Below are 20,541 nucleotides of genomic sequence, written 5' to 3' on the forward strand. Positions count from 1 at the left end.
CTGGCCATGGGCAGTGCGTTGGCGCGGCTGCAGGCCGGTGGCTTCAGCATCGGCATCGAAGCACCGCTGGACAATGACTGGACGCCGCTGGGCGAACAGGCACGACGCGCCGCGCGACGCCTGCCCGGCGAACCGGACCTGCAGCGCCATGCGGAACTGGCACGGTTGGCCGACCGCCTCGGCTTCCGTGCGCTGTGGGTACGCGACGTGCCGGTGTACGACCCGGCCTTCGGCGATGCCGCACAGGTGTTCGAGGTCTTCAGTTACCTCGGCTACCTGGCCGGCATCACCAATGACATCCTGCTGGGCACCGGTGCGGTGGTGCTGCCGATCCGTGAGCCGTTGCTGACCCTGAAGTCGGCGCGCAGCGTGCAGCGGCTGAGTGGCGACCGCCTGTTGCTGGGCGTGGCCAGTGGCGATCGCCCGGTGGAGTACCCGCTGTTCGGTCGCGACTTCGACAGCCGTGGCAGCCGTTTCCGCGAGCAGATCGCATTGCTGCGCGAAGGCGCCGCCGCGCACCTGCCGCAGGGCCTGGAGGTGCTGCCCGCCGATGGCCGGGCCCTGCCGTTGTTCGTGGCCGGCCTGGCCCAGCAGCAACCGGCGTGGATCGGCCAGCACATGGACGGTTGCCTGGCCTACCCGGGCACGCCACAGGACCATGCGCAACGCGTGGCGGCCTGGCGCGCCGTGGCCGGCAACAAGCCGTATGCCAGCTTCATCCACCTGGACCTGGTGGACGACGCCGATGCCCCCCTGCAGCGCTGGCGCTTCGGCCTGCGCGGCGGCCGCAACGCACTGCTGGCCGAGCTGCACGCCATGCAGTTGGCCGGTGTCGACCACATCGGCCTGCAGTTCCGCCGCAACGAACGGCCGTTGGCCGAGACCTTCCACGAAATCGCCGAGTACGTGCTGCCGCACTTCCCAGCCCATGCCGGCGCCACCGCGACGGCCTGACAGTTACCGGAGCTTTGCCATGAAGATGAAGACCCTGGCCGCGCTTGCGCTGGCCACCCTGCCGCTGTCCTTCCAGGCCACCGCCGAGGAGTGGTATCCCTCTGCCTACGGCGCCAACGACGAGATCGGCGCGGCCAACCTGCTCACCGCTGACGTGGTCAAGCACGCGGTCTCGCTGGTCAGGACCGGCAAAACCTATCCGCTGGCGGTACCGGTGGACAAGAACCTGCCCGCGTTCCGTCACCGCAGCTTCCGCCTGTACAACGTGCAGGTCGGCCAGCAGGCCGGCAAGTCGCTGGGCCCCAACAAGTTCACCTTCAACGATGAACTGGTGAACGCCTGGACCGGCGTTGGCACCCAGCTCAACGGCATCGGCCATATCGGCATCGACAATGTTTACTACAACGGCAACAAGGCCGCCGACTTCGTCACCGTGGACGGCGTGCGCAAGCTCGGCGTCGAGAAGGTACCACCGATGGTCACCCGCGGCGTCGTGCTGGACATGACCGCGTACTACGGCAAGGCGATCGTGCCCGGTGGCACCGAGTTCACCGTGGCAGACATTCAGGCCGTGCTGAAGAAGCAGGGACTGAGCCTGCGCAAGGGCGACGTGGTGCTGTTCAACACCGGTTGGCTGGAACTGATCGGCAAGGACAACACGCAGTTCCTGGAAGTGGAGCCGGGTATCGGCATGGAGGCGGCGAAGTGGCTGGCCGACCAAGGCATCGTCGCCTTCGGTGGCGACACCTGGGCCTCGGAGGTCTACCCGAACCCGAACGGTGCCGAGGAGTTCCCGATCAACCAGTACATGCTGGCCAAGCGCGGCATCTACAACCTGGAGCTGATCGACAGCCGTGCCCTGGTGCGCGACAAGGCCTGGGAATTCCTGTTCGTGCTCGGCCAACCGCTTTACGTCGGCTCGACCCAGGTCAACATCAACCCGGTGGCGATCCGATGAACACAGCTCCCGCCTTGCCGTTGTTCGCCGGCCGCCGCTTCCGCGTCAGCTATGACGGTCTGGCCGCCGACAATGTCTACAGCGCCGATGGCCGCCACGTGCAGTACGCCATCGTTTCCGGCGCCTATGCCGGTGCGCAGGGCGAAGCCGCCTGCGAGTGGCAGCGGATCAGCGACGGGGTCTATGCCATTTCGTGGCAGGAAGCCGATGGCGCTACGGTCGTGCATGTCGATGACTTCGTCGGCGGGCGTTCGCTGGCCTGGTTCACCGCCACCGACGGCAGTTTCCATCGCATGCAGGGGCCGTTGGCAGCGCTGTGATGCCAGCCAGCGGTCGGCACTACCCAAGCGCTACCCCACCTTGTTCGACCGGGCCCGGTAGTGCCGGCCGCTAGCCGGCAACCCCGGTCTGCTCGAACACCCCGGCCACCCAGTCGATGAACACCCGCAACCGTGGCGACGGCGTGCGGTTGCGCGGGTAGACCAGGCTCAACGGGCTCGGCGTCGGGGGCACCTCAGGCAACAGCTCGACCAGCTGCCCGCGCGCGATATACGGGTCCATCCGGTAGCGCGGTGCCTGGATGATGCCCAGGCCCGCCAACGCGGCCCCAAGGAATGCATCCGCGCCGGAAACACGCACCCGCGCCTGCAGCGGCACGTAGCGCACCTGTCCCGCCTGTTGGAACTCCAGAGGGATCAGCTGGCCAGTGGCGCTGGATCGGTAGCCGACCATCTGATGGCCTTGCTCCAGCGATTCAATGGTATCGGGCAGGCCGTGCGCCTGCACATAACCCGGAGCGGCCACCGTGGCCTCGCGCAGCATCGTCAACCGGCGCGCCGCCAGATCGCTGTCGGCCAGCGTCCCCACCCGCAACGCCGCATCCACGCCTTCGCGCAGCAGGTCGACATAGCGGTCGCCTTCACTGACGTCCAGCTCGATCTCCGGGTAGCGCTGCAGGAATTCCGGCAGGTGCGGAAACAGCAGGTGCCGGCCCAGCGTGCCATGCACTTCAATGCGCAACGGGCCACGTGGCGGGGCATCACGGAACGCTGCCTCGGCATCGTCCATGTCGGCGATCAGGCGCAGGCAACGGCCATAGAAGGCCTCGCCTTCCAACGTCGGCACCACCAGTCGGGTGGTCCGGTGCAGCAGGCGCACGCCCAGCCGCTGTTCCAGCGCCTTGATCGCGTCGGTCACCGTGGCCCGCGGCAGGCCCAGGTCCTCGGAGGCCCGGGTGAAGCTGCGGCGCTCGACGATGCGGACGAAGGCGCGCATGGCCGTGAAACGATCCATTGTTCGGCTGTCCGGATGATGTTGACGGATTATGCAGGATTATCCGAAAAGGCAATATCGCGAAGATGGCCCTGCGCCACTCCGGCGCGCCCGCTGGAACCGACCATGACCCTCTCCCCCGCCCGCTCTGTCGCCCTGGTCACCGGCGGCTCCCGTGGCATCGGCGCCGCCATCTCCCGCCGCCTGGCCGCCGATGGCCACGCGCTCGCGATCAACTATGCGGGGCGCCGCGACGACGCCGAAGCTTTGGCGGCCGAGCTCAGCGCAGCCGGCGCGCAGGCCATCGCCCTGCAGGCCGATGTCGCCGATCCTCAGGCGGTGCGGCAGCTGTTCGATGCCATCGAGGCGCGCTTCGGCGGTATCGACGTAGTGGTGAACAGTGCCGGCGTGCTGCAGTTGGCGCCGCTGGCCAACAGCGACGATGCCCTGTTCGAGCGGGTGATCGGGATCAACCTGAAAGGCGCCTTCAACGTGCTGCGCGAGAGCTCGCGACGGGTGCGCGACGGTGGCCGCCTGATCACCCTGTCCACCAGCGTGGTCGGCATCAGACTGGAGAACTACAGCGTGTATGCCGCCAGCAAGGCGGCGGTGGAGACGATGGGCGCGATCCTCAGCAAGGAGCTGCGCGGGCGCAACATCACCGTAAACGCGGTGGCTCCTGGTCCGACCGCTACCGACCTGTTCCTGGACGGAAAGTCGCCGGAACTGATCGAGCGGCTGGCGAAGATGAACCCGCTGGAGCGGCTGGGTACGCCGGAGGACATCGCCGGTGCGGTGGCGTTCCTGGCCGGTGCCGATGGCGGGTGGATCAACGGTCAGGTCCTGCGCGCCAATGGCGGGATGGTGTAGTTCGCGGCCATTGCGCACCGGTATTCGCCCACATTGGTGGGCGCCTCGCCGCGTGCCAACCAAGGTTGGCCTCTACCGGGCGCAGAACCGGACATCACCGTCAGTCCGTGCGTGCCTCGCGGCGGCGATGCACCCAGTAGTAAAGCGTCGGCAGTACCAGCAGGGTCAGCAGCATCGCCGACAGCAGGCCACCGATCACCACCACCGCCAGCGGCTTCTGGGTCTCGGCGCCAATGGCATGCGAGGTCGCCATCGGCAGCAGGCCGAACATCGCCAGCAGTGCGGTCATCAGCACCGTGCGCAGGCGCTGCAGCGAGCCCTGCACCACCGACTGCAGCAGGTCCATGCCCTGCTCGCGCAGCTGGGCAAAGCGACTGAGCATCACCACCCCGTTCAAGACCGCCTGCCCGAACAATGCAATGAAACCGATCGCCGCAGACACCGACAGCGGGATGCCGGTCAACCACAGGGCGAGGATGCCGCCAATCATCGCCAGTGGCACGTTGGCCAGGATCAGCGCCGCACTGCTGATGTCCTTGAAGGCATCGAACAGCAGCACGAAGATGATCAGCACCGACAGCGGGATCACCCAGCCCAGCCGCTTCATCGCACGCTGCTGGTTCTCGAACTCCCCGGACCATTCCAGCCGGTAGCCTTCCGGCAACTGCACGCTGGCGTCCACGCGCTTGCGCATGTCGGCCACCACGCTGCCCATGTCACGCCCGGCGATGAAGATGCTCACCGCCTTGACCCGCTGTGCGTTCTCGCGCGAGATGTTGATCGCGCCGCTGGCCATGCGGAAGTCGGCCACCTCGGACAACGTCACCGTGTGGCCATCGCCGATGCCGACCGGCACCGTGCGCAGCCGTTGCAGGTCACGGTCGGCATCGTCCAGGCGCAGCGTGATCGGAAACCTGCGGTCACCCTCCCACAACTCGCCGACCTGGCGCCCGCCCAGTGCGGTCTCGATCACCTCGTCGATGTCGCGCACGTTCAAGCCATAGCGCGCAGCACGGTCGCGGTCGATTTCGATCTGCAGCTGCGGCAGTGAGCCGTCGCGGTCGATGAAGGCACTCTCCACGCCCTCCACGCTACGCACCTGGCCCAGGATCGCCTGCGCCTGCTGGTTGAGTACATCCAGATCCGAGCCGCTGACCTTGATCACCACCTGGCCCTTGATCTGCGAGATGCTCTCCAGGATGTTGTCGCGCACCGGCTGCGAGATCGAGAACTCCGGCCCCGGAATGCGCTGCTCCAGCGTGCGCTGCAGGTCGCTGACCAACTGCCGCTTGTCCACCCCCTTCGGCCATTTCTTCTCCGGCTTCAACGCCACCAGCGCCTCGATCTGGTTCGCGCCCTTGGCATCTGAGCCGTCTTCCGGGCGCCCCAGTTTGGCCACCACCGTCGATACCTGCGGGAAGGTGCCGACCAGCTCACGGATGCGCCGCGACTGCTGCTGCCCCTCGGCCAGGCTGGTGCTGGGGTCAAGCGTGGCGGTCAGCCAGATCGAGCCCTCGTCCAGCTCGGGCAGGAACTCCGAACCCAGCCGCGTGCCCAGCGCGAGCGTGCCGACCAGCAGCGCAACCGCGGTCAGTACCACCGCACGCGGGCGAGCCAGAGCGCGCTCCAGGATCGGCCGGTACCAGCCGGTCAGGTGGTCCATCAGCGGATTGCCGTCGCGCATGCGGTCGCGCCGCAACCACCAGTAGCAGAACAGGGGCACCACGGTCAGCGCCAGGATCAATGCACCGATCAACGCCGAGGTCACCGAATAAGCCATCGGCGCGAACATGCGGCCCTCCTGGCGCTGCAGGGTGAAGATCGGGATGTGTGCGGCGATGATGATCAACATCGAGAAAAACGTCGGCCGCCCCACTTCCGACGCTGCCGAAAGAATGGTTGAAAACCGTGTCTTCCGGTCGGCCGCAGGGGGCAGCTTGGACAATCGCGAGACGATGTGCTCGGTCACGATCACCGCGCCATCGATGATGATGCCGAAGTCCATCGCACCCAACGACAGCAGGTTGGCCGGTACGCCCCACAGATGCAGGCCGAGGAAGGTCGACAGCAGCGCAAGCGGCATCATCGCCGCCACGATCAGTGCGGCGCGGGCGTTGTACAGGAACAGCCACAGCACCAGGAACACCAGCACCGCGCCTTCCAGCAGGTTGCTGAAGACGGTTTTCAGCGTGGTCGAGACCAGCCACGAGCGGTCGTAGAACGGCTCGATGCTGACCCCGTGCGGCAGCTGGTTGGCCTCGATCTCGGCGATGCGCGCATGCAGGGCGTCGAGCACGTCGGACGGATTCTCACCCTTGCGCATCAGCACCATGCCGAACACCGCATCGTCATTGTCGTCCTGGCCGACCAGGCCCTGCCGTGGCAGGCCGGTATCGGCGATGCCGGCCAGGTCACGCACCAGGATCGGCGTGCCCCCGCGCTGCGCAACCACCACATTGCCGATGTCGGCGGGCGAGCGCATCAGACCGACGCCGCGGATCAGGAACTGCTGCTGCCCGCGTTCCACGTAGCCGCCGCCGGCATTGGAGCTGCCCTTTTCCAGCGCCTCGGCGAACTCACCCAGGCTGATGCCGCGGTCACGCAGCTTGTCCAGGTCCGGCTTGACCTGGAACGTGCGCGCGAAGCCGCCGAAGCTGATCACATCGGCCACGCCCGGCACGGTGCGCAGGCTGCGTTCCATCGTCCATTCCTGCACGGTGCGCAGCTGGGTCGGCGTCATGTGCGGGCCTTTGAGCACGTACCGGTAGATCTCACCCACCGCCGAACTCATCGCCTCCAGTTCCGGTGTCACCCCTTCCGGCAGCTCCACCCCCTGCAGGCGCTCCAGCACCTGCTGGCGCGCGAAGTAGTCATCGGCCTTGTCGTCGAAGGTCAGGATGATCATCGACAGGCCGAACTGGGTATGCGAGAACACCCGCACCGAATGCGGAATGCCGGACAAGGCCACTTCCAGCGGCATCGTCACTTCGCGTTCCACCTCTTCGGCGGCGCGGCCCGGGTGCAGCGACACCACCGTCACCTGGGTATCGGACACATCCGGGAAGGCCTCCACCGGCAGCACGCGGAATGCGGCGATACCGCCGCCGATGAACAACAGCAGTGCCAGCATCACCATCAGCGGCTGGCGCAGGCAGTAGGCAATCAGGCGATCGATCATGGGGCCGCGTGCCCCGTGCCGGTGCTGGCGGCGGCTGGCGCGCTGTCGACCAGCTGCTGCAACAGCAGGCCGCCCTCGACCACCACCCTGCTGCCAACCGCCAGGCCGTCACGCACCCACAGCCGGCCGTCACCCAGCTCCTCGGCGTGCACGGCATGGCGCACGTAGCGTCCCTTGTCCCTCTCCACGAACACCACCTGCTTGCCGTCGATCAGCAGCACGGCCGCATCGGGCAGCGAGACACCGCCCTCGGCCGGCAACGCCACCTGGGCGCGCACGTACTGCCCTGCCTTGAAGCCGCGTGCGCGGTTGTCCAGCTCGGCGCGCGCCTGCACCACGCGCCGTTCGCGGTCGACGAAGTCATCCACGTGCTGCAGGGTCGCCTGCAGCAGTTGGCCATCGGCACCAGGTACGCTCACCTGCATGCCCGCCTTCATGCGTCCGGCCAGGCTCTCGGGAACATCCAGCAGCAACCACAGGCGGTCCGGATCACCAATCACCGCCAACGGCTGTTCGCTGTCCGGGCTGACCGCCATGCCCGGGCTCATCCGTCGCTCCACCAGCACGCCATCGATCGGCGCGCGCAGCGGCAGGCGCTGGTCGACGCGTTGGCCATTGCCATATGCCTTGGCAAAGGCGGTTGCACGCGCATGATCGGCCTGGCTGCCGGCGAAGTTGGCCTCCGCCTCGTCCAGTTCGCGGCCCGACGCCACACCCGCCGCATGCAGCTCGCGGGTGCGCTCCAGCTCCTTGCGCGCCTGCTGCAGCTCGGCGCGGCCACGCACGCCCTCCGCCTGGGCCTGGCCGAACTCGGGCGAGGTGATCCAGGCAATCACTTGGCCGGCCTTCACTTTCTGGCCCGGCTGCGCCTCGATGCGCGCCACCTGCCCCGGCAACGGCGTGCGCAGTGCACTGGAACGGGTCTCGTCCCAGACCACCCGGCCCGGCAGCTGCAGGCTGGCGCTGGCGCCGGCGGTCACCGCCTCGCTGCGCAGCACGTCCAGCTGGCGGCTGCCGGCAGGAAACTGGATCTGGCCGGCACTGATCTGCGGCGCATCCTCGGTGTAGGACGCCGGCTCACGGCCGCAGCCGCCCAGCAGGGCCAGCGCCAGCAGGGCCGGCAGCACGGCGTGTCGCGCCCGCGGGCGATGGGCGACGGTGGACTTCATCGGGACTCTCCTTCAGCAACGGATGTGGCCGCTTCCCAGCGCGCCAGGGCAATGGCATGGTCGGCGCGCGCCTCGATCAGCGCGGCCTCGAAGTCGCGCCAGCTACGGCGCGCATCCAGCAGATCGGTCAGGCTGGCGGCGCCGCGCCGGTACGCCAGTTCGATGCCCTGCACCGCCTTGCGTGCGGCGTCGGACTGCAGTCCCTCATAGTCGCTGCGGCGCTGTGCGGCGGACTGCGCGCTGGCCTGCAGCTGGTCCAGCTCGGCGCGTGCTTCGCGCTGCAGTACCTGCAGCTCCAGCGCGGCGCTGTCACGGTCGGCCTCGGCACGCTGGATCGCGCCTCGTGCACGTGACGGGCCGCCGAGCGGAATGGTCAATGACACGCCCCAGGTAACACCGCTGATGTCGGTCGGCTCGCGCTCGGCCTCCACACCCAGCTGGATATCGCGATGGCGCTCGCTGCGCGCCAGAGCCACGCCCGCGTCGGCCGCAGCCAGGCGCGAACGCGCGGCACGCAGGTCGGCGCGCTGCTGCGGGTCGAACGCGCGTACATCGGCCACGCTGTTGGCATCCGGCCAGGGGTCATCTGCACTGAGGTCGCGGCTGTCATCGCGGCCGAGCAGCAGCCCCAGCGCATGCCGCGCGTCGCGCAGATCCAGGGCCGCCTCGCGCGCCGCGTCGGCTACGGCGAGATCGTCCACCGCCAGCCGCGCGCGATCCACCGGTGCCATCGCCCCTGTCGCGACCTGCTTGTCCGCCGCCGCCATCTGCTCGGCCGAACTCTGCCGGTTGGCCTCGGCAATCCGCGCCCGCTCCTGGGCGCCCTTCAGGCCGAAATAGGTTTCATGCAGCGCCACCTGCTGGCGACGCCGCGCATCGAGCATCTCCAGCCCGGCCACTTCCAGCAGCGCGTCGGCCTGGCGGATGCGCAGTGCGCGCTTGCCGCCGCGCTCCCAGGTCCAGCCCAGGCCCACGGTGCTGTCCACCCGCTTGTCCTGCCAGCGTCCGGGGCCGATGCCGTGCTTGGGGCTGATCTTGCTGGTGCCGATCGACAGCTCGGTGGCCGGGCGCAATGCCGCCGTCTGCGCATCGCCCTGCACACCGCGCAGCTCCAGTGCCGCCGCGCGCAGGTCCGGGTTGTGTGCTTCCATTGCGCGCTGCGCTTCCTGCAGGGACAGCGCCGTAGCCGCAGGCGCGCACAGAAGCGTGGCCAGCACGGCCGCTAGACGAGAGGAGAAATTCATGCACGTCACGGTAAGGTGATGCACTTGCGCCAAACTTGCCCCAACCTTGCACGAAGCTTGCAATGCGAATCCTGCTGATCGAAGACGACGCCGCTCTGGCCGATGGACTGATCCGCGCCCTGCAGGGTGCCGGTCATCTGTGCGACCACCTCTCGCGTGGACTGCACGCACCGGCGGCATTGGCCAGCGCACCGTATGACGTGATGGTGCTCGACCTTTCATTGCCCGACGTCGATGGCCTGGACCTGCTCTCGCGCCTGCGCAACGACGGCGCCACCCTGCCGGTGCTGATCCTGACCGCACGCGATGGTGTGGAGGACCGCATCCTCGGCCTCGACCGCGGTGGCGACGATTACCTGGCCAAGCCGTTCGCACTCGGTGAGCTGGAAGCGCGCCTGCGTGCACTGTCGCGCCGTCGCAGCGATGCACCGGCTCAGAAGCGATTGGGCCGGTTGTGCTTCGACAGCATCCGCAATGAAGTGCAGGTTGAAGGCCAGCGCATCGAGTTGACCGCGCGCGAGCTGTCGCTGGTCGAGGCACTGATGCAGCATCCCGGTCGCACCGTCACCAAGCAGCGCTTGTTCGATGCGCTGTACAGCTGGGACCACGAGGCCAACCTGTCGGTGATCGAGGTGCATGTCAGCCGCCTGCGCCGCAAGCTGGAACAGGCGCGCGCCGGCGTCGGCATCCGCATGCTGCGTGGGCTTGGATACCGGCTGGAGGCCGTGGGTGACTGAGCGCGTGCACAGCCTGCGTGGCCTGCTGCTCAGGCGCCTGTGGCTGCCGCTGCTGGTGCTGCTGCTGTGCAGCGCAGTGGGTTCATTTGCGCTGGCCCGGTTCTATGCCGGCCAGGTCTACGACCGCTGGCTGCTGGATTCGGCGATGTCGTTGTCCGAGCTGGTGACGGTGCAGGATGGTCGCGCTTCGATCGATATCACCCCAGCCGTCTCGCGCATGTTCAGCTGGGACACCGCCGACGAAGTGCATGGCGAGGTGGTCGACTCGGCGGGTGCGCGTTTGTATGGCGACCTGCCCGAAGCACTGCCACGCCCCGCAATCGCATCGGGAAATGATGACGAAGCCGTCTACTACGATGCACGGGTGCGCGGTCAACCGGTGCGCATGGTCGAGGTGGTGGTCAGCGCCGGACCGGGCCATGACATCCGGCTGCGCGTGGCTGAGACGCTTCGCAAACGCCACCGGCTGGAGCGCAAGCTGCTGCTGACCAGCGTTCCCTTCCAGGCCGCGATCCTGACACTGGCGGCGTGGCTGGCCTGGTCCGGTACAGGCGCTGCCGCTCGCCATGCCAACCTGGTTGCGCGGAAGCTGGCCAGCCCGCGGCCGGATCCGTTGGCACCGTTGGACCCCGCGCAGGAGGCGCCGCGCGAACTGTGGCCGGCGGTGGAGGCCTACAACGCGCTGCTGCAGCGTCTGGACGCGATGCAGGATGCGCAGCGGCGCTTTGTCAGCAATGCCGCGCACCAGCTGCGCACGCCCTTGGCGGCGATGCAGGTGGAACTGGAGAGTTCATTGCGCCAGCACGACCCGCAGGCCCAGCAGTTGGCGCTGTCCGGCACGCTGGCCGGGCTGGCCCGCTTGCAGCATCTGGTCAACCAGCTGCTGATGCTCAGCCGCTCGGAAGATCCGCATGGCAGTGCACTGCCGCTGCAACCGGTGGACCTGGCTGCGTTGGCACGCGGGGTGGTGGAGCGCTACGCCGACCGTGCGTTGGCGGCGGGCGTTGACCTGGGCTACGAGGGGCCAGACGACGGCGTGCAGGTACAGGGCGATCCGCAGCTGCTGCGCGAAGCGTTGGGCAACCTGCTGGACAACGCGCTGCGCTACGGTGCCGTGCCCGGTGTAATCACCCTCGGCGTTCGGCAGGAGACCGAAGGCGTGCAGGCATGGGTTGACGATGACGGCGCCGGCATTGCCGAAGCCGAACGCACGCGCGTCACGGAACGCTTCTACCGGGCCAGCAGCGAAGGCGATGGCTGCGGGCTGGGGTTGGCGATCGTGGCCGAGATCGCGCAGCGGCATGGTGCGATGCTGAAGATCGAAACGGCGCCGCTCGGTGGCGCGCGGGTGGGGGTTCGGTTCCGTTCGCGTTGACGTCCTGCGTGCCAACCAAGGTTGGCACCTACCAAAAGCGCCGCGACCCACGGATTCCGGTAGACGGCCTACCTTGCTGGGCACCGTTGACCTCCCGCGTGCCAACCAAGGTTGGCACCTACCAGGTGCGGGGGGCAATGGCGGCGGCAGGACGGCGCCGCCCCGCATCACCGGCTCATCGAGTACGGCGCCTGCGCGCCCTGCCCCGGCCAGTCCTTGTTCGGCTCGGCCTGCATGCTGAAGCGCAGCTCGCCACCGGCCAGGATCTCGTCGTGGCGCAGGAAGGTGCGCTGCAGCGGCTTGCCGTTGAGGCTCACGCTGCCCACATAGGTGTGCCTGTCATCCAGGCCATCGGCCACGATGGTGAACGTCTTGCCGTTGGGCAGGCGCATCGCGGTCTTCGGCAGGAACGGGCGGCCCAGGATGTACTCGCCCGAGCCCGGTGCCACCGGATAGAAGCCCAGCGCGGTGAACACATGCCACGCCGACATCTGGCCGACGTCATCGTTGCCGGCCAGGCCATCCGGACGGTCGGCGTACTGGGTGTCCATGATCTGCTTCAGGCGCGCCTGGGTGCGCCACGGCTGGCCAGCGTACGAGTACAGGTAGGCCACATGGTGGCTGGGTTCGTTGCCATGTGCATACCAGCCGATCAGCCCGGTGATGTCTTCCATGTGCTCGAAGATGGACGGATCCACCTTGGCGCTGAACACCTCGTCCAGACGCGCGAGCAGCTTGTCGCTGCCACCGTGCGCTGCCGCCAGGCCGGCCACGTCCTGCGGCACATACCAGGAATACTGCCAGGCGTTGCCCTCGGTGTAGTCGGTACCGTAGCCACTGGCGCTGGGGTCGAACGGGGTGCGGAAACTGCCGTCGCGCTTGCGTGCGCGCATGAAGCCGGTGTCCTTGTCGAACGCGTTGCGCCAGTTGGCCGCGCGCTTGTCGAAGGTCGCCGCGATATCGCCCTTGCCCATCGCCTGCGCCATGCGTGCGATGGTCCAGTCATCGAAGGCGTATTCCAGCGTCTTGCTGGCCGCTTCACCTTCCTCGTCGATCGGTACGTAGCCTAGCTCGCGGTACTGTGCGATACCGTCATAGGGGCCGTAATTGGCGGTCTCGACCATCGCCTTCAGCGCCTTGTCGGCGTCGAAGCCACGAATGCCCTTCACGTAGGCGTCGGCGATCACCGGCACGGCGTGGTAGCCGATCATGCACCAGTCTTCCAGGCCATGGAACGACCACACCGGCAGCATGCCGTAGGGGCTGTGCTCATGGTGGGCCAGCATCGAATTGACGAAGTCGCTGTTGCGCTTCTCCGGTTGCACCAGGGTCAGCAACGGGTGCAACGCACGGTAGGTATCCCACAGCGAGAACGTCGAATAGTTCGTGAAACCATCGGCCTTGTGCACGGCATTGTCCGAACCGCGATACTGGCCATCGGTATCCATGAACAGCGTCGGCCCCAACAGTGTGTGGTACAGCGCGGTATAGGCGCTGCGGCGAGCGTGCTCGGGTGCATCGATGTCGAGCACCGACAGCGCCTGCGTCCATTCCTGTTTCGCCTGCGCACGCACGCGGTCGAAATCGAAGTCGGCCACTTCCGCGTCGAGGTTGGCAATGGCGCCGGCCTCGCTGACCGGCGAGATGGCAACCTTGACCACCAGCGGTGCGTCCAGCTTGCCGAATGCGAAGGTACCGACCAGCTGACGGCCCTCGATCTGTGCGCGCTGGGACGGATCCTTCTCGCCCGGCGGCGGGAAGCCCTTGTAGACGATGTCCTGCTCGGTGTTGTGCAGCTCATGCCCGGCCAGCGGGCGAGAGAAGCGCATCGCGAAATACAGCTGGCGGCCCGGCGCCCAGCCGCGCGTCTCGCGGAAGCCGGTCACCGTGCCGTCGGCACGCACCCGCACCCGCGACCACAACACCTTGCCCGGGTAGTCGTACATGCTGGTGCGCATGTCCAGCAGCACCTTGGCGTCGGTGCCCTTGGGGAACGCATAGCGATGCACCCCCACGCGGGTACTGGTGGTCAGCTCGGCACGCACCTTGTAATCGTCCAACGTGACCGCGTAGTAGCCCGGCTCCGCTTTCTCGTCATCATGGCGGAAGCGGGAGGCATAGCCGCTGCGCGGCTTCTCGGGATCGCCACGCTCCAGGCCGGGACTGCCGGTGAACGGCATCAGCAGGATGTCGCCCAGATCGGAATGGCCAGTGCCGGAAAAATGGGTGTGCGAGAAGCCGACGATGCTGCTGTCGTCGTAGCGGTAGCCGGCCGCCCAACCGTAGGCCTTCTCGCGCGGCTGGATACGCGTATCCGGGCTGAGCTGGACCATGCCGAACGGTACCGTCGCACCCGGATAGGTGTGACCTTCGCCACCGGTGCCGATGAACGGGTCCACCGATGCATAGGCCTTGTCGGCGGCGGTTCTGGCAGGCGCGGCCGAAGCCAGGCCGGAAGCGAGCATCGCCGTGGCGGCGACAGCGATCAGGAGACGACGGTCCAGCGTGGGCATCGGCATTTGGATCGATTCAGGTGATAGCCGGATGCTAGCACCGGGCCTGTCACGCCGCATGCTGCAGTGCGACTGCCCCGCGTGCCACGCCCGGTTCACTCCTCAATCGGGAAGCGCGCCCTGCAACGACATGAGGTCCACGCTGTCCAGCGGCCTCACTACCCGCGCGACCTCTTCTCCATCGTGCAGCAGCACCACCGTCGGCCACAGCTTCACTTTGAACGCTCGGCCCAGAGGCCTGCCCTTGCCATCCTCGATCTTCCAGTGCGGCAGATCGTTTGCTTCGACAAAGGCCTGCAACGCGGGCTGCGCGGCCTGGCAGTGGCCACACCAGGGCGCGCCAAACTCGAGAAGCAGCCAGCCGACCTGCGCCTCCACATCCAATCGGTCGGGCTCCGCCGACAGGTGATCGCGCATGAATGGCATCCGTGCTACGCCGCCAGCGCCTTCTGGATATCCGCCAACGGCGCGTTGGTCAGGTCCTTGGCGATGTCGCCCAGCAGGCGGGCCTGCGTTTCCTTGTGCAGCAGCGGACGGATGCGTCCCAGCGTGGTCGGATCAGCGATCAACACCAGGTGTGCATAGCGGTTCTTCAACGCATCCTCATTGAGCTGTTCCGCCACCTGCTTGGCGAACGTCGCCTCGTTGAGCTGGGATACCGACATGTCCTTCGGCACTGCACCCGCAGGCCCCTGCCCGGATACACCCTGCTCGCTGATGTCCTGCAGGCGCAGTTCACCTTCCTGCTTCAAGGCCAGCTGGTGATCGCTGCCGACATTGGTGAATACACGGGCCGAACCGCCATCGGCGACAACCACAAGCGTACCTTCGGGAATACGACGGGTCATGCGATGCTCCTTCTCTGTTACGTTCGCCCACAACGTAGAGGGCGGCATGTGAGCAGCACGACCAGATTCCGTTCAACGCACGTCATCATTGCTTTGCAGATGAACAGGCATGATGGAACACAGCGTGCAGACAACTGCGCTTCGCTGCACGCTCACGCGCGTGCCGTTATGATGAACGGATGATCGACACGACCCACTACGTGACGGGCGCACCTGTTACGTGGAAAGCACTGCCGACCGGCGCTCCGCTTGCCACGCATGTTCCTGCTCCGCCCGTCCATCGCCTCGCGCTGGATCCTGGCGGATGACGCCCGCAGGCACTTCGCCTGCATCCCCCCCCCCGCATCGCTGTGATTCCCGGCCGCTGACAGCGCGGCCGTCGTGATCCCGTTGCCGTGCTTCCGCCGAAACGGCGGTGCCACGCCGTGCGCGTGCATCCACGCATGCCGCCGTTTTTTCCATTTCAAACCTCCCAGGGAGCCCCCATGCAGGACACACCCGAGGCACATGCCCATTTCGGCTGGTTCAAGCGCCGCCGTCACCTGAAGGTCGATGAGATCACCGTCGTCGACACGCCCATGCTCAAGCGCGCCGTCGGTGCCGCCGCACTGGGCAATGCCATGGAGTGGTTCGACTTCGGTGTCTACGGCTATCTGGCCGTCACCATCGGCCAGGTGTTCTTCCCGTCCAGCAACCCCACCGCACAGGTGATCGCCGCCTTCGCCACCTTTACCGTGGCGTTCCTGGTGCGTCCGCTCGGCGGCCTTGTGTTCGGCCCGCTCGGCGACCGTTATGGGCGCCAGAAAGTGCTGGCGTTCACCATGATCCTGATGGCGCTGGGCACGTTTGCGATCGGCCTGATTCCGTCCTACGAGCGCATCGGCATCTGGGCGCCGGTGCTGTTGCTGCTGGCGCGCGTGGTGCAGGGATTCTCCACCGGTGGCGAGTACGGCGGTGCGGCCACGTTCATCGCCGAGTATTCCACCGACCGCAACCGTGGGTTGATGGGCAGCTGGCTGGAGTTCGGCACGCTGGGCGGCTACATCGCAGGCGCCGGTACCGTCACTGCGCTGCACATGCTGCTGAGCAGCGAGCAGATGCTGGACTGGGGCTGGCGCATTCCATTCCTGGTGGCCGGCCCGTTGGGCCTGCTCGGCCTGTACATGCGCATGAAGCTGGAGGAAACCCCGGCGTTCCGCGCGTTCGCCGAAGAAGCCGAGAAGCGCGAGCACGACCGGCCGGGGCTGGGCGCACTGTTCCAGGTGCATGGTCGCCAACTGCTGGTGTGCATGGGCCTGGTGCTGGTGTTCAACGTCACCGACTACATGCTGCTGACCTACATGCCCAGCTACCTCAGCGTCACCATGGGCTATGCCGAGAGCAAGGGCCTGCTGCTGATCATCATCGTGATGCTGGTGATGATGCCGTTGAACATCGTCGGCGGGTTGTTCAGTGACAGGCTGGGCCGCCGACCGATGATCATTGGTGCCTGCATCGCGCTGCTGGTGCTGGCCATTCCGTGCCTGCTGCTGGTCGGCAGCGGCAACGACGGGCTGATCTTCCTTGGCCTGATGCTGCTGGGCCTGGCACTGGTGTGCTTCACCAGTTCGATGCCGTCCACGCTGCCGGCGCTGTTCTATACGCCGGTGCGCTACAGCGCGCTGTCGATCGCATTCAACGTGTCGGTGTCGCTGTTCGGTGGCACTACGCCGCTGGTGACCGCGTGGCTGGTGGAGCGTACCGGCGACCCGCTGGTGCCGGCCTATTACCTGATGGGCGCGGCGGTGATCGGCCTGGTGACCATGCTGTTCGTGAAGGAGACCGCCGGCCTGCCGCTGCGTGGCTCACCGCCGGCAGTGGGCAGCGACAAGGAGGCCGCTGCGTTGTTGAAGAGCGATGTACCGGTAACGGTGGACCCGACCTTGCCACCACTGCCGGAGGCTGCGGAGCCTGAGCAGGTGAAGCCGGCCTGAGGCTGGCCGCAGAACGCGGTCCCCGCTTGGCGTGGACCTACGGGGCCAGTGGCGCCGGGCCAATACGCCCGGCGCTCCCTGGCGCTACTTCTTGATGTGAGTCAGCTTCCCCGGCGTCCAACGCAGCGTCCATGTGTAGTTTCCGTCCGGCGGACAGACGTGGCGGTTCGGGCTCTTCCATTCGCAGACCGTCGCCCCGGCACTGACGGTGAAATCGACAACGATGCGATCACCCTGGATGCGGATGGCACGGATGGTGCCTGGAATCTGTTCAGCCGCGTCGTCAGCATAGCCATACCTGCGGATGGCGGCATAGTCCTCTGCTTCCACCGGCGACAGGCTGTTCGGGTTCTCCTGGCCGCGCGGATCGTTTGCCGTCAGCGCCGTCATCACCGCAACGACGTTGCTTTGGGCGAAGCTGCCGCCGGAATAGTCGGACGTGTAGAAATACACGACCTCGGCACGGCCATCGCCATCGAGATCGGCAACAGCGGTCCAAACCGGGCGGAAGCCGGATTCAATGTCGCCGCCGGGAATCAGCCGCAGGTTGGCTTCGGCGGCGTGGAAGGCCTGCACCAGGCTGGGCGGCGATGGTCGCTTGGCGGCAGGCGACGCTGCCATCGTCGGCATGCAGGACAGCGCCAGCGCGGCAAGCACCAGGCAGATAGAACTGGAGCGGAATGTCGCAGGTCCGTGCATGTCATCCTCCTTGAGTGTGCGGTCAGTCTAACCGCAGCTCCGGTGGCGCCCAGTCGGACACGGCGCGGTCTCGCGCGATGTGTGAAAGGTATCCACGTATGGCGTGGATCTAATCCGAGGTGTTCAATTCCATCGCACGCATCACGATGGGCTTGGCCCAATCCGGCGTATGCAGCAGCTCGGCCACCGAGACCGGGTACTGCAGTTGGCCATGCGCCATCGCCAGCACCGGCAGCGGCTCGACGCAGCCGTCGGCGTCGGCGGGAGCGCTGTTGTCGTAGACATGCAGCTCGGCCAGGTGTGGCAGCAGGTCCAGCAGGTTCTCGCGCGCCGAATCGAAGCGGGCGTGGATCTTCTCCACCGGAATATCGTGGCCACCGGCCGCTACCCGCGCAGCGACGCGGGCGATGTGCAGCTCGACGCTGGACAGGCCGCAGAACCATACCGCCACATGATGCTGCTCACAGGCCTCGCGCAGCAGGCCTGGAATGGTGTTGCCGCCCAGCGTGGTCTCGAAGGCGAATTCCGTGCCATCAGCCATGGCCTGGCGCAGGCGGCGGGTGCCTTCCTGCCAGGCCTCCGCATTGGCATCGGGCAGCGGCCAGCCGGCCTCCACCAGGCGCCGGGTGAACGAATCGGGGTTGAACCAGCCCAGCCCTTCGGCTTCCAGCCAGGTACCCAGCAGCGAACTCTTGCCGGCGCCATTGACGCCGGCAAGCACCAGAATCCGCCCCATCGGTCAGAGCGGACGGCCGAGGATGACCTTGCGACCGCGGCGGATCGGCTGGCCCAGCACCTTGCCCAGCCCCTCCCCGCGCTGCAGGCTGGCCAGGGTCTGGTCAAACTCACCGCGCAGGCGCAGCAGTTCTTCGCTGCGCTCACCGGCATCGCCGCCAGCGGCCTTGGCCAGCAGTTCCTGGTAGGTGCGGATGTCCACGATCACCGCTTCGGGGTGGTTGTGGTTGGTGATGACCAGCGCCTGCTTCTCGCGCACGGTGCGCATCAGGCTCGGCCAGCCACGGGTCTTCACCGACGACGCGGGAGCCTTTTCGAGGCCAGGCAGATCCAGCGGCAGGGTCATGGCACGGCTCCAGACGGGGACAGTTGAGGCCATTATGCCCAATTTGGCCCAATTGGGGATAAATGGACCTCTACCTGCCGGAACCGCCCGCGGCCGCGCCGGGAGCATCGGTCTGCAGCAGGCTGTCTCGCTCGCGCAGCGGAAAGCGGATCCAGGCATCCAGGCCCTGCGGGCCAAAGCGCAGCTCGCCGCTGCCGGCGAGTTCGTAGGGCACGCGCTGCTCGATCAGCGCCCGGCCAAGGCCACGCTGCCGGGGCTGCTCCCAGTCCTCCACTTCGGCATGGCGCTCGCACCAGTGCAGGCCCAGCCATGGCTGGCCGGCCTGAACCTGCAGATCCCAGGTCACCTCGATCCGGCCATCCTCATGGGTCAGTGCGCCATGCCGCAGGGCATTGTTCGCCAACTCGTGGATCGCCAGGGACAGTACTTCGGCCGCCTTCGGCGGCAGCAGCACATCCTCGCCCTGCAGGCGGTAGGCCGCCGCTGCCGGCGTCTGCGCCGCGATCTCCTCATGGAGCATGCCACGCAGGCAGACCCCGGCATTGGCGCCGCGGGTCAGCAGGCTCTGCGTGCGCGCCAGCGACATCAGTCGCCCGCACAACCGTTCAGCGTATTCATCCACGCTGCTGACCGACTCGCGGGTCCGCCAGGCAATGGCATGGATGGTCGACATGATGTTGCGCACCCTGTGCTGCAGTTCGGCCAGCAATACAGACTGGCGCTCGGTGGCACGCTTGAGATCGTCGATGTCCACGGCGATGGCAAATACGCCGCTGACCTCACCGTCGCCATCGCGCAGGGGCGCGGCCGCGACCCGGGTCCAGCGCGCGCGCCCATCGTCATGCAGATACTGGAACTCCAGCCCCGGCACCACGGTCTCGCCGCGCATCGCACGGGCGATGGCGAAATCCTCCGGCCCGATGGCGCTGCCGTCCGCATGCCAGCCACGCCAGCGATGCAGGTTCACCTCATCCGTGGAGGGCACCTTGCCGCTGGGCAGGTAGGCACGCATCTGGTCGTTGGACAGCTGCAGGCGCCCTTCGGTGTCGACAATGCAGACGCCCACCGGCAGCACCTTGAAGGCCAATGCCAGGCGCCGGTCCGCCTCCCGCCGCTTCTGCTCTTCGCGCTCGCGTGCCGATTGGGCCACATGCGCCGCTGTGGTCTCGAACATGGTCACGAGCACGCCGTTGATGCGCCCTTCCTCGCCACGGATCGGGCTGTAGGTGATGGTGAACCAGACATCCTCCAACCGCCCGCGACGCGCCAGGGGATAGAGTTTGTCCTCGTAGGTGATGGTTTCGCCCTGCCAGACGCGCTGGTAGATCGGTCCATTGATATGCCAGACCTCGGGCCAGCACTCGCGGGTCGGCTGGCCGAGCCCTCCGGGATGCTTGTCGGCCAGAATCTCGGCATAGCCATCGTTGTAGAGCTGCACCAGCTGCTCACCCCACAGCACGATCATCGGGAAACCATGGGCCAGCATCAGGTCGACGGTGGCGCGCAGGTGGGGCGGCCACTGCTCGCAGGCACCCAACGGCGTGGATGACCAGTCGTGGCGGGCGATGCGCGCGGCCATGCCATCGTGGCGCACATGCAGCTGCGGTGCAGGTGGCATCTGGCCACGCAGCCTGGCGGCGTGGATGTCTTCAGGACGGCGCGACATGCCG

Annotated in this window: 18 protein-coding genes; 7 read left to right on the top strand and 11 right to left on the bottom strand. The window is 67.1% G+C overall.

What is annotated here, in order from left to right; genetic code table 11:
* Positions 1–6: 6 nt before the first annotated feature.
* The 3 genes from AC5P8Y_RS09500 to AC5P8Y_RS09510 are packed head-to-tail and all read left to right on the top strand — an operon-like array spanning position 7 to position 2,232.
* The gene (locus AC5P8Y_RS09500; RefSeq protein WP_049403356.1) at positions 7–954 is read left to right on the top strand and encodes a TIGR03571 family LLM class oxidoreductase; all 948 of its coding nucleotides are present in this window, start codon (positions 7–9) and stop codon (positions 952–954) included.
* A 19-nt stretch (positions 955–973) separates the two neighbouring features.
* Positions 974–1,912: a cyclase family protein gene (locus AC5P8Y_RS09505; protein ID WP_005413604.1), complete on the top strand. Its 939-nt coding sequence runs from the start codon at positions 974–976 to the stop codon at positions 1,910–1,912.
* Complete coding sequence (locus AC5P8Y_RS09510) at positions 1,909–2,232, top strand: MoaF-related domain-containing protein (RefSeq protein ID WP_049452322.1); 324 nt, start codon at positions 1,909–1,911, stop codon at positions 2,230–2,232. Before AC5P8Y_RS09505 ends, AC5P8Y_RS09510 begins: the two co-directional genes overlap by 4 nt.
* Positions 2,233–2,302: 70 nt before the next feature.
* Here AC5P8Y_RS09510 and AC5P8Y_RS09515 read toward each other — a convergent pair whose 3' ends face one another.
* Positions 2,303–3,205, bottom strand: coding sequence for a LysR family transcriptional regulator (locus AC5P8Y_RS09515; RefSeq protein WP_033835035.1), 903 nt, complete (start codon positions 3,203–3,205; stop codon positions 2,303–2,305).
* Between the two features lie 105 nt (positions 3,206–3,310).
* On the opposite strand from AC5P8Y_RS09515, the gene AC5P8Y_RS09520 reads away from it, so the two are divergent.
* Complete coding sequence (locus tag AC5P8Y_RS09520; protein ID WP_049403358.1) at positions 3,311–4,054, top strand: SDR family oxidoreductase; 744 nt, start codon at positions 3,311–3,313, stop codon at positions 4,052–4,054.
* A 100-nt stretch (positions 4,055–4,154) separates the two neighbouring features.
* Here AC5P8Y_RS09520 and AC5P8Y_RS09525 read toward each other — a convergent pair whose 3' ends face one another.
* Genes AC5P8Y_RS09525 through AC5P8Y_RS09535 form a run of 3 tightly spaced genes read right to left on the bottom strand, consistent with a single transcriptional unit; the run spans position 4,155 to position 9,645 of the window.
* Complete coding sequence (locus AC5P8Y_RS09525) at positions 4,155–7,232, bottom strand: efflux RND transporter permease subunit (protein WP_495201940.1); 3,078 nt, start codon at positions 7,230–7,232, stop codon at positions 4,155–4,157.
* A complete protein-coding gene (locus AC5P8Y_RS09530) occupies positions 7,229–8,401 on the bottom strand; it encodes an efflux RND transporter periplasmic adaptor subunit (protein ID WP_049403360.1) in 1,173 nt (390 codons plus the stop codon). The genes AC5P8Y_RS09525 and AC5P8Y_RS09530 overlap by 4 nt, the downstream gene beginning before the upstream one ends.
* Complete coding sequence (locus AC5P8Y_RS09535; RefSeq protein WP_049403361.1) at positions 8,398–9,645, bottom strand: TolC family protein; 1,248 nt, start codon at positions 9,643–9,645, stop codon at positions 8,398–8,400. The genes AC5P8Y_RS09530 and AC5P8Y_RS09535 overlap by 4 nt, the downstream gene beginning before the upstream one ends.
* Before the next feature lie 62 nt (positions 9,646–9,707).
* Here AC5P8Y_RS09535 and AC5P8Y_RS09540 point away from each other — a divergent pair, with 62 nt between their 5' ends.
* Positions 9,708–10,382 (top strand): response regulator, encoded by a 675-nt coding sequence (locus tag AC5P8Y_RS09540; protein WP_005413615.1) that lies wholly within the window; start codon positions 9,708–9,710, stop codon positions 10,380–10,382.
* On the top strand, positions 10,375–11,757 hold the full coding sequence (locus AC5P8Y_RS09545; RefSeq protein ID WP_049403362.1) for a sensor histidine kinase: 1,383 nt from the start codon (positions 10,375–10,377) through the stop codon (positions 11,755–11,757). Before AC5P8Y_RS09540 ends, AC5P8Y_RS09545 begins: the two co-directional genes overlap by 8 nt.
* 167 nt (positions 11,758–11,924) lie before the next feature.
* Here AC5P8Y_RS09545 and AC5P8Y_RS09550 read toward each other — a convergent pair whose 3' ends face one another.
* The 3 genes from AC5P8Y_RS09550 to AC5P8Y_RS09560 all read right to left on the bottom strand — a co-directional run bounded on the left by AC5P8Y_RS09550 (position 11,925) and on the right by AC5P8Y_RS09560 (position 15,118).
* Positions 11,925–14,276, bottom strand: coding sequence for a GH92 family glycosyl hydrolase (locus tag AC5P8Y_RS09550; protein WP_111108887.1), 2,352 nt, complete (start codon positions 14,274–14,276; stop codon positions 11,925–11,927).
* Positions 14,277–14,372: 96 nt separating this feature from the next.
* Positions 14,373–14,696, bottom strand: a complete 324-nt coding sequence (locus AC5P8Y_RS09555; RefSeq protein WP_049403364.1) for a thioredoxin family protein — start codon at positions 14,694–14,696, stop codon at positions 14,373–14,375.
* A 5-nt stretch (positions 14,697–14,701) separates the two neighbouring features.
* Positions 14,702–15,118 carry a host attachment family protein gene (locus AC5P8Y_RS09560; RefSeq protein ID WP_005409854.1) on the bottom strand — a complete coding sequence of 139 codons (417 nt, stop codon included), beginning with the start codon at positions 15,116–15,118 and terminating at the stop codon, positions 14,702–14,704.
* Between the two features lie 485 nt (positions 15,119–15,603).
* On the opposite strand from AC5P8Y_RS09560, the gene proP reads away from it, so the two are divergent.
* Positions 15,604–17,091, top strand: coding sequence for a glycine betaine/L-proline transporter ProP (gene proP / locus AC5P8Y_RS09565; protein ID WP_049403365.1), 1,488 nt, complete (start codon positions 15,604–15,606; stop codon positions 17,089–17,091).
* A gap of 84 nt (positions 17,092–17,175) precedes the next feature.
* Here proP and AC5P8Y_RS09570 read toward each other — a convergent pair whose 3' ends face one another.
* The 4 genes from AC5P8Y_RS09570 to AC5P8Y_RS09585 all read right to left on the bottom strand — a co-directional run bounded on the left by AC5P8Y_RS09570 (position 17,176) and on the right by AC5P8Y_RS09585 (position 20,537).
* The gene (locus AC5P8Y_RS09570; RefSeq protein WP_049432902.1) at positions 17,176–17,790 is read right to left on the bottom strand and encodes a hypothetical protein; all 615 of its coding nucleotides are present in this window, start codon (positions 17,788–17,790) and stop codon (positions 17,176–17,178) included.
* 109 nt (positions 17,791–17,899) lie between these two features.
* Positions 17,900–18,526, bottom strand: a complete 627-nt coding sequence (locus tag AC5P8Y_RS09575; RefSeq protein WP_049432900.1) for an ATPase — start codon at positions 18,524–18,526, stop codon at positions 17,900–17,902.
* Between the two features lie 3 nt (positions 18,527–18,529).
* Positions 18,530–18,871, bottom strand: coding sequence for a type II toxin-antitoxin system prevent-host-death family antitoxin (locus AC5P8Y_RS09580; RefSeq protein ID WP_049432896.1), 342 nt, complete (start codon positions 18,869–18,871; stop codon positions 18,530–18,532).
* Between the two features lie 70 nt (positions 18,872–18,941).
* The gene (locus tag AC5P8Y_RS09585; RefSeq protein WP_049432894.1) at positions 18,942–20,537 is read right to left on the bottom strand and encodes a sensor histidine kinase; all 1,596 of its coding nucleotides are present in this window, start codon (positions 20,535–20,537) and stop codon (positions 18,942–18,944) included.
* Positions 20,538–20,541: the final 4 nt, after the last annotated feature.

It is taken from the genome of Stenotrophomonas sp. YJH_SMC_12-1 (assembly GCF_059370935.1).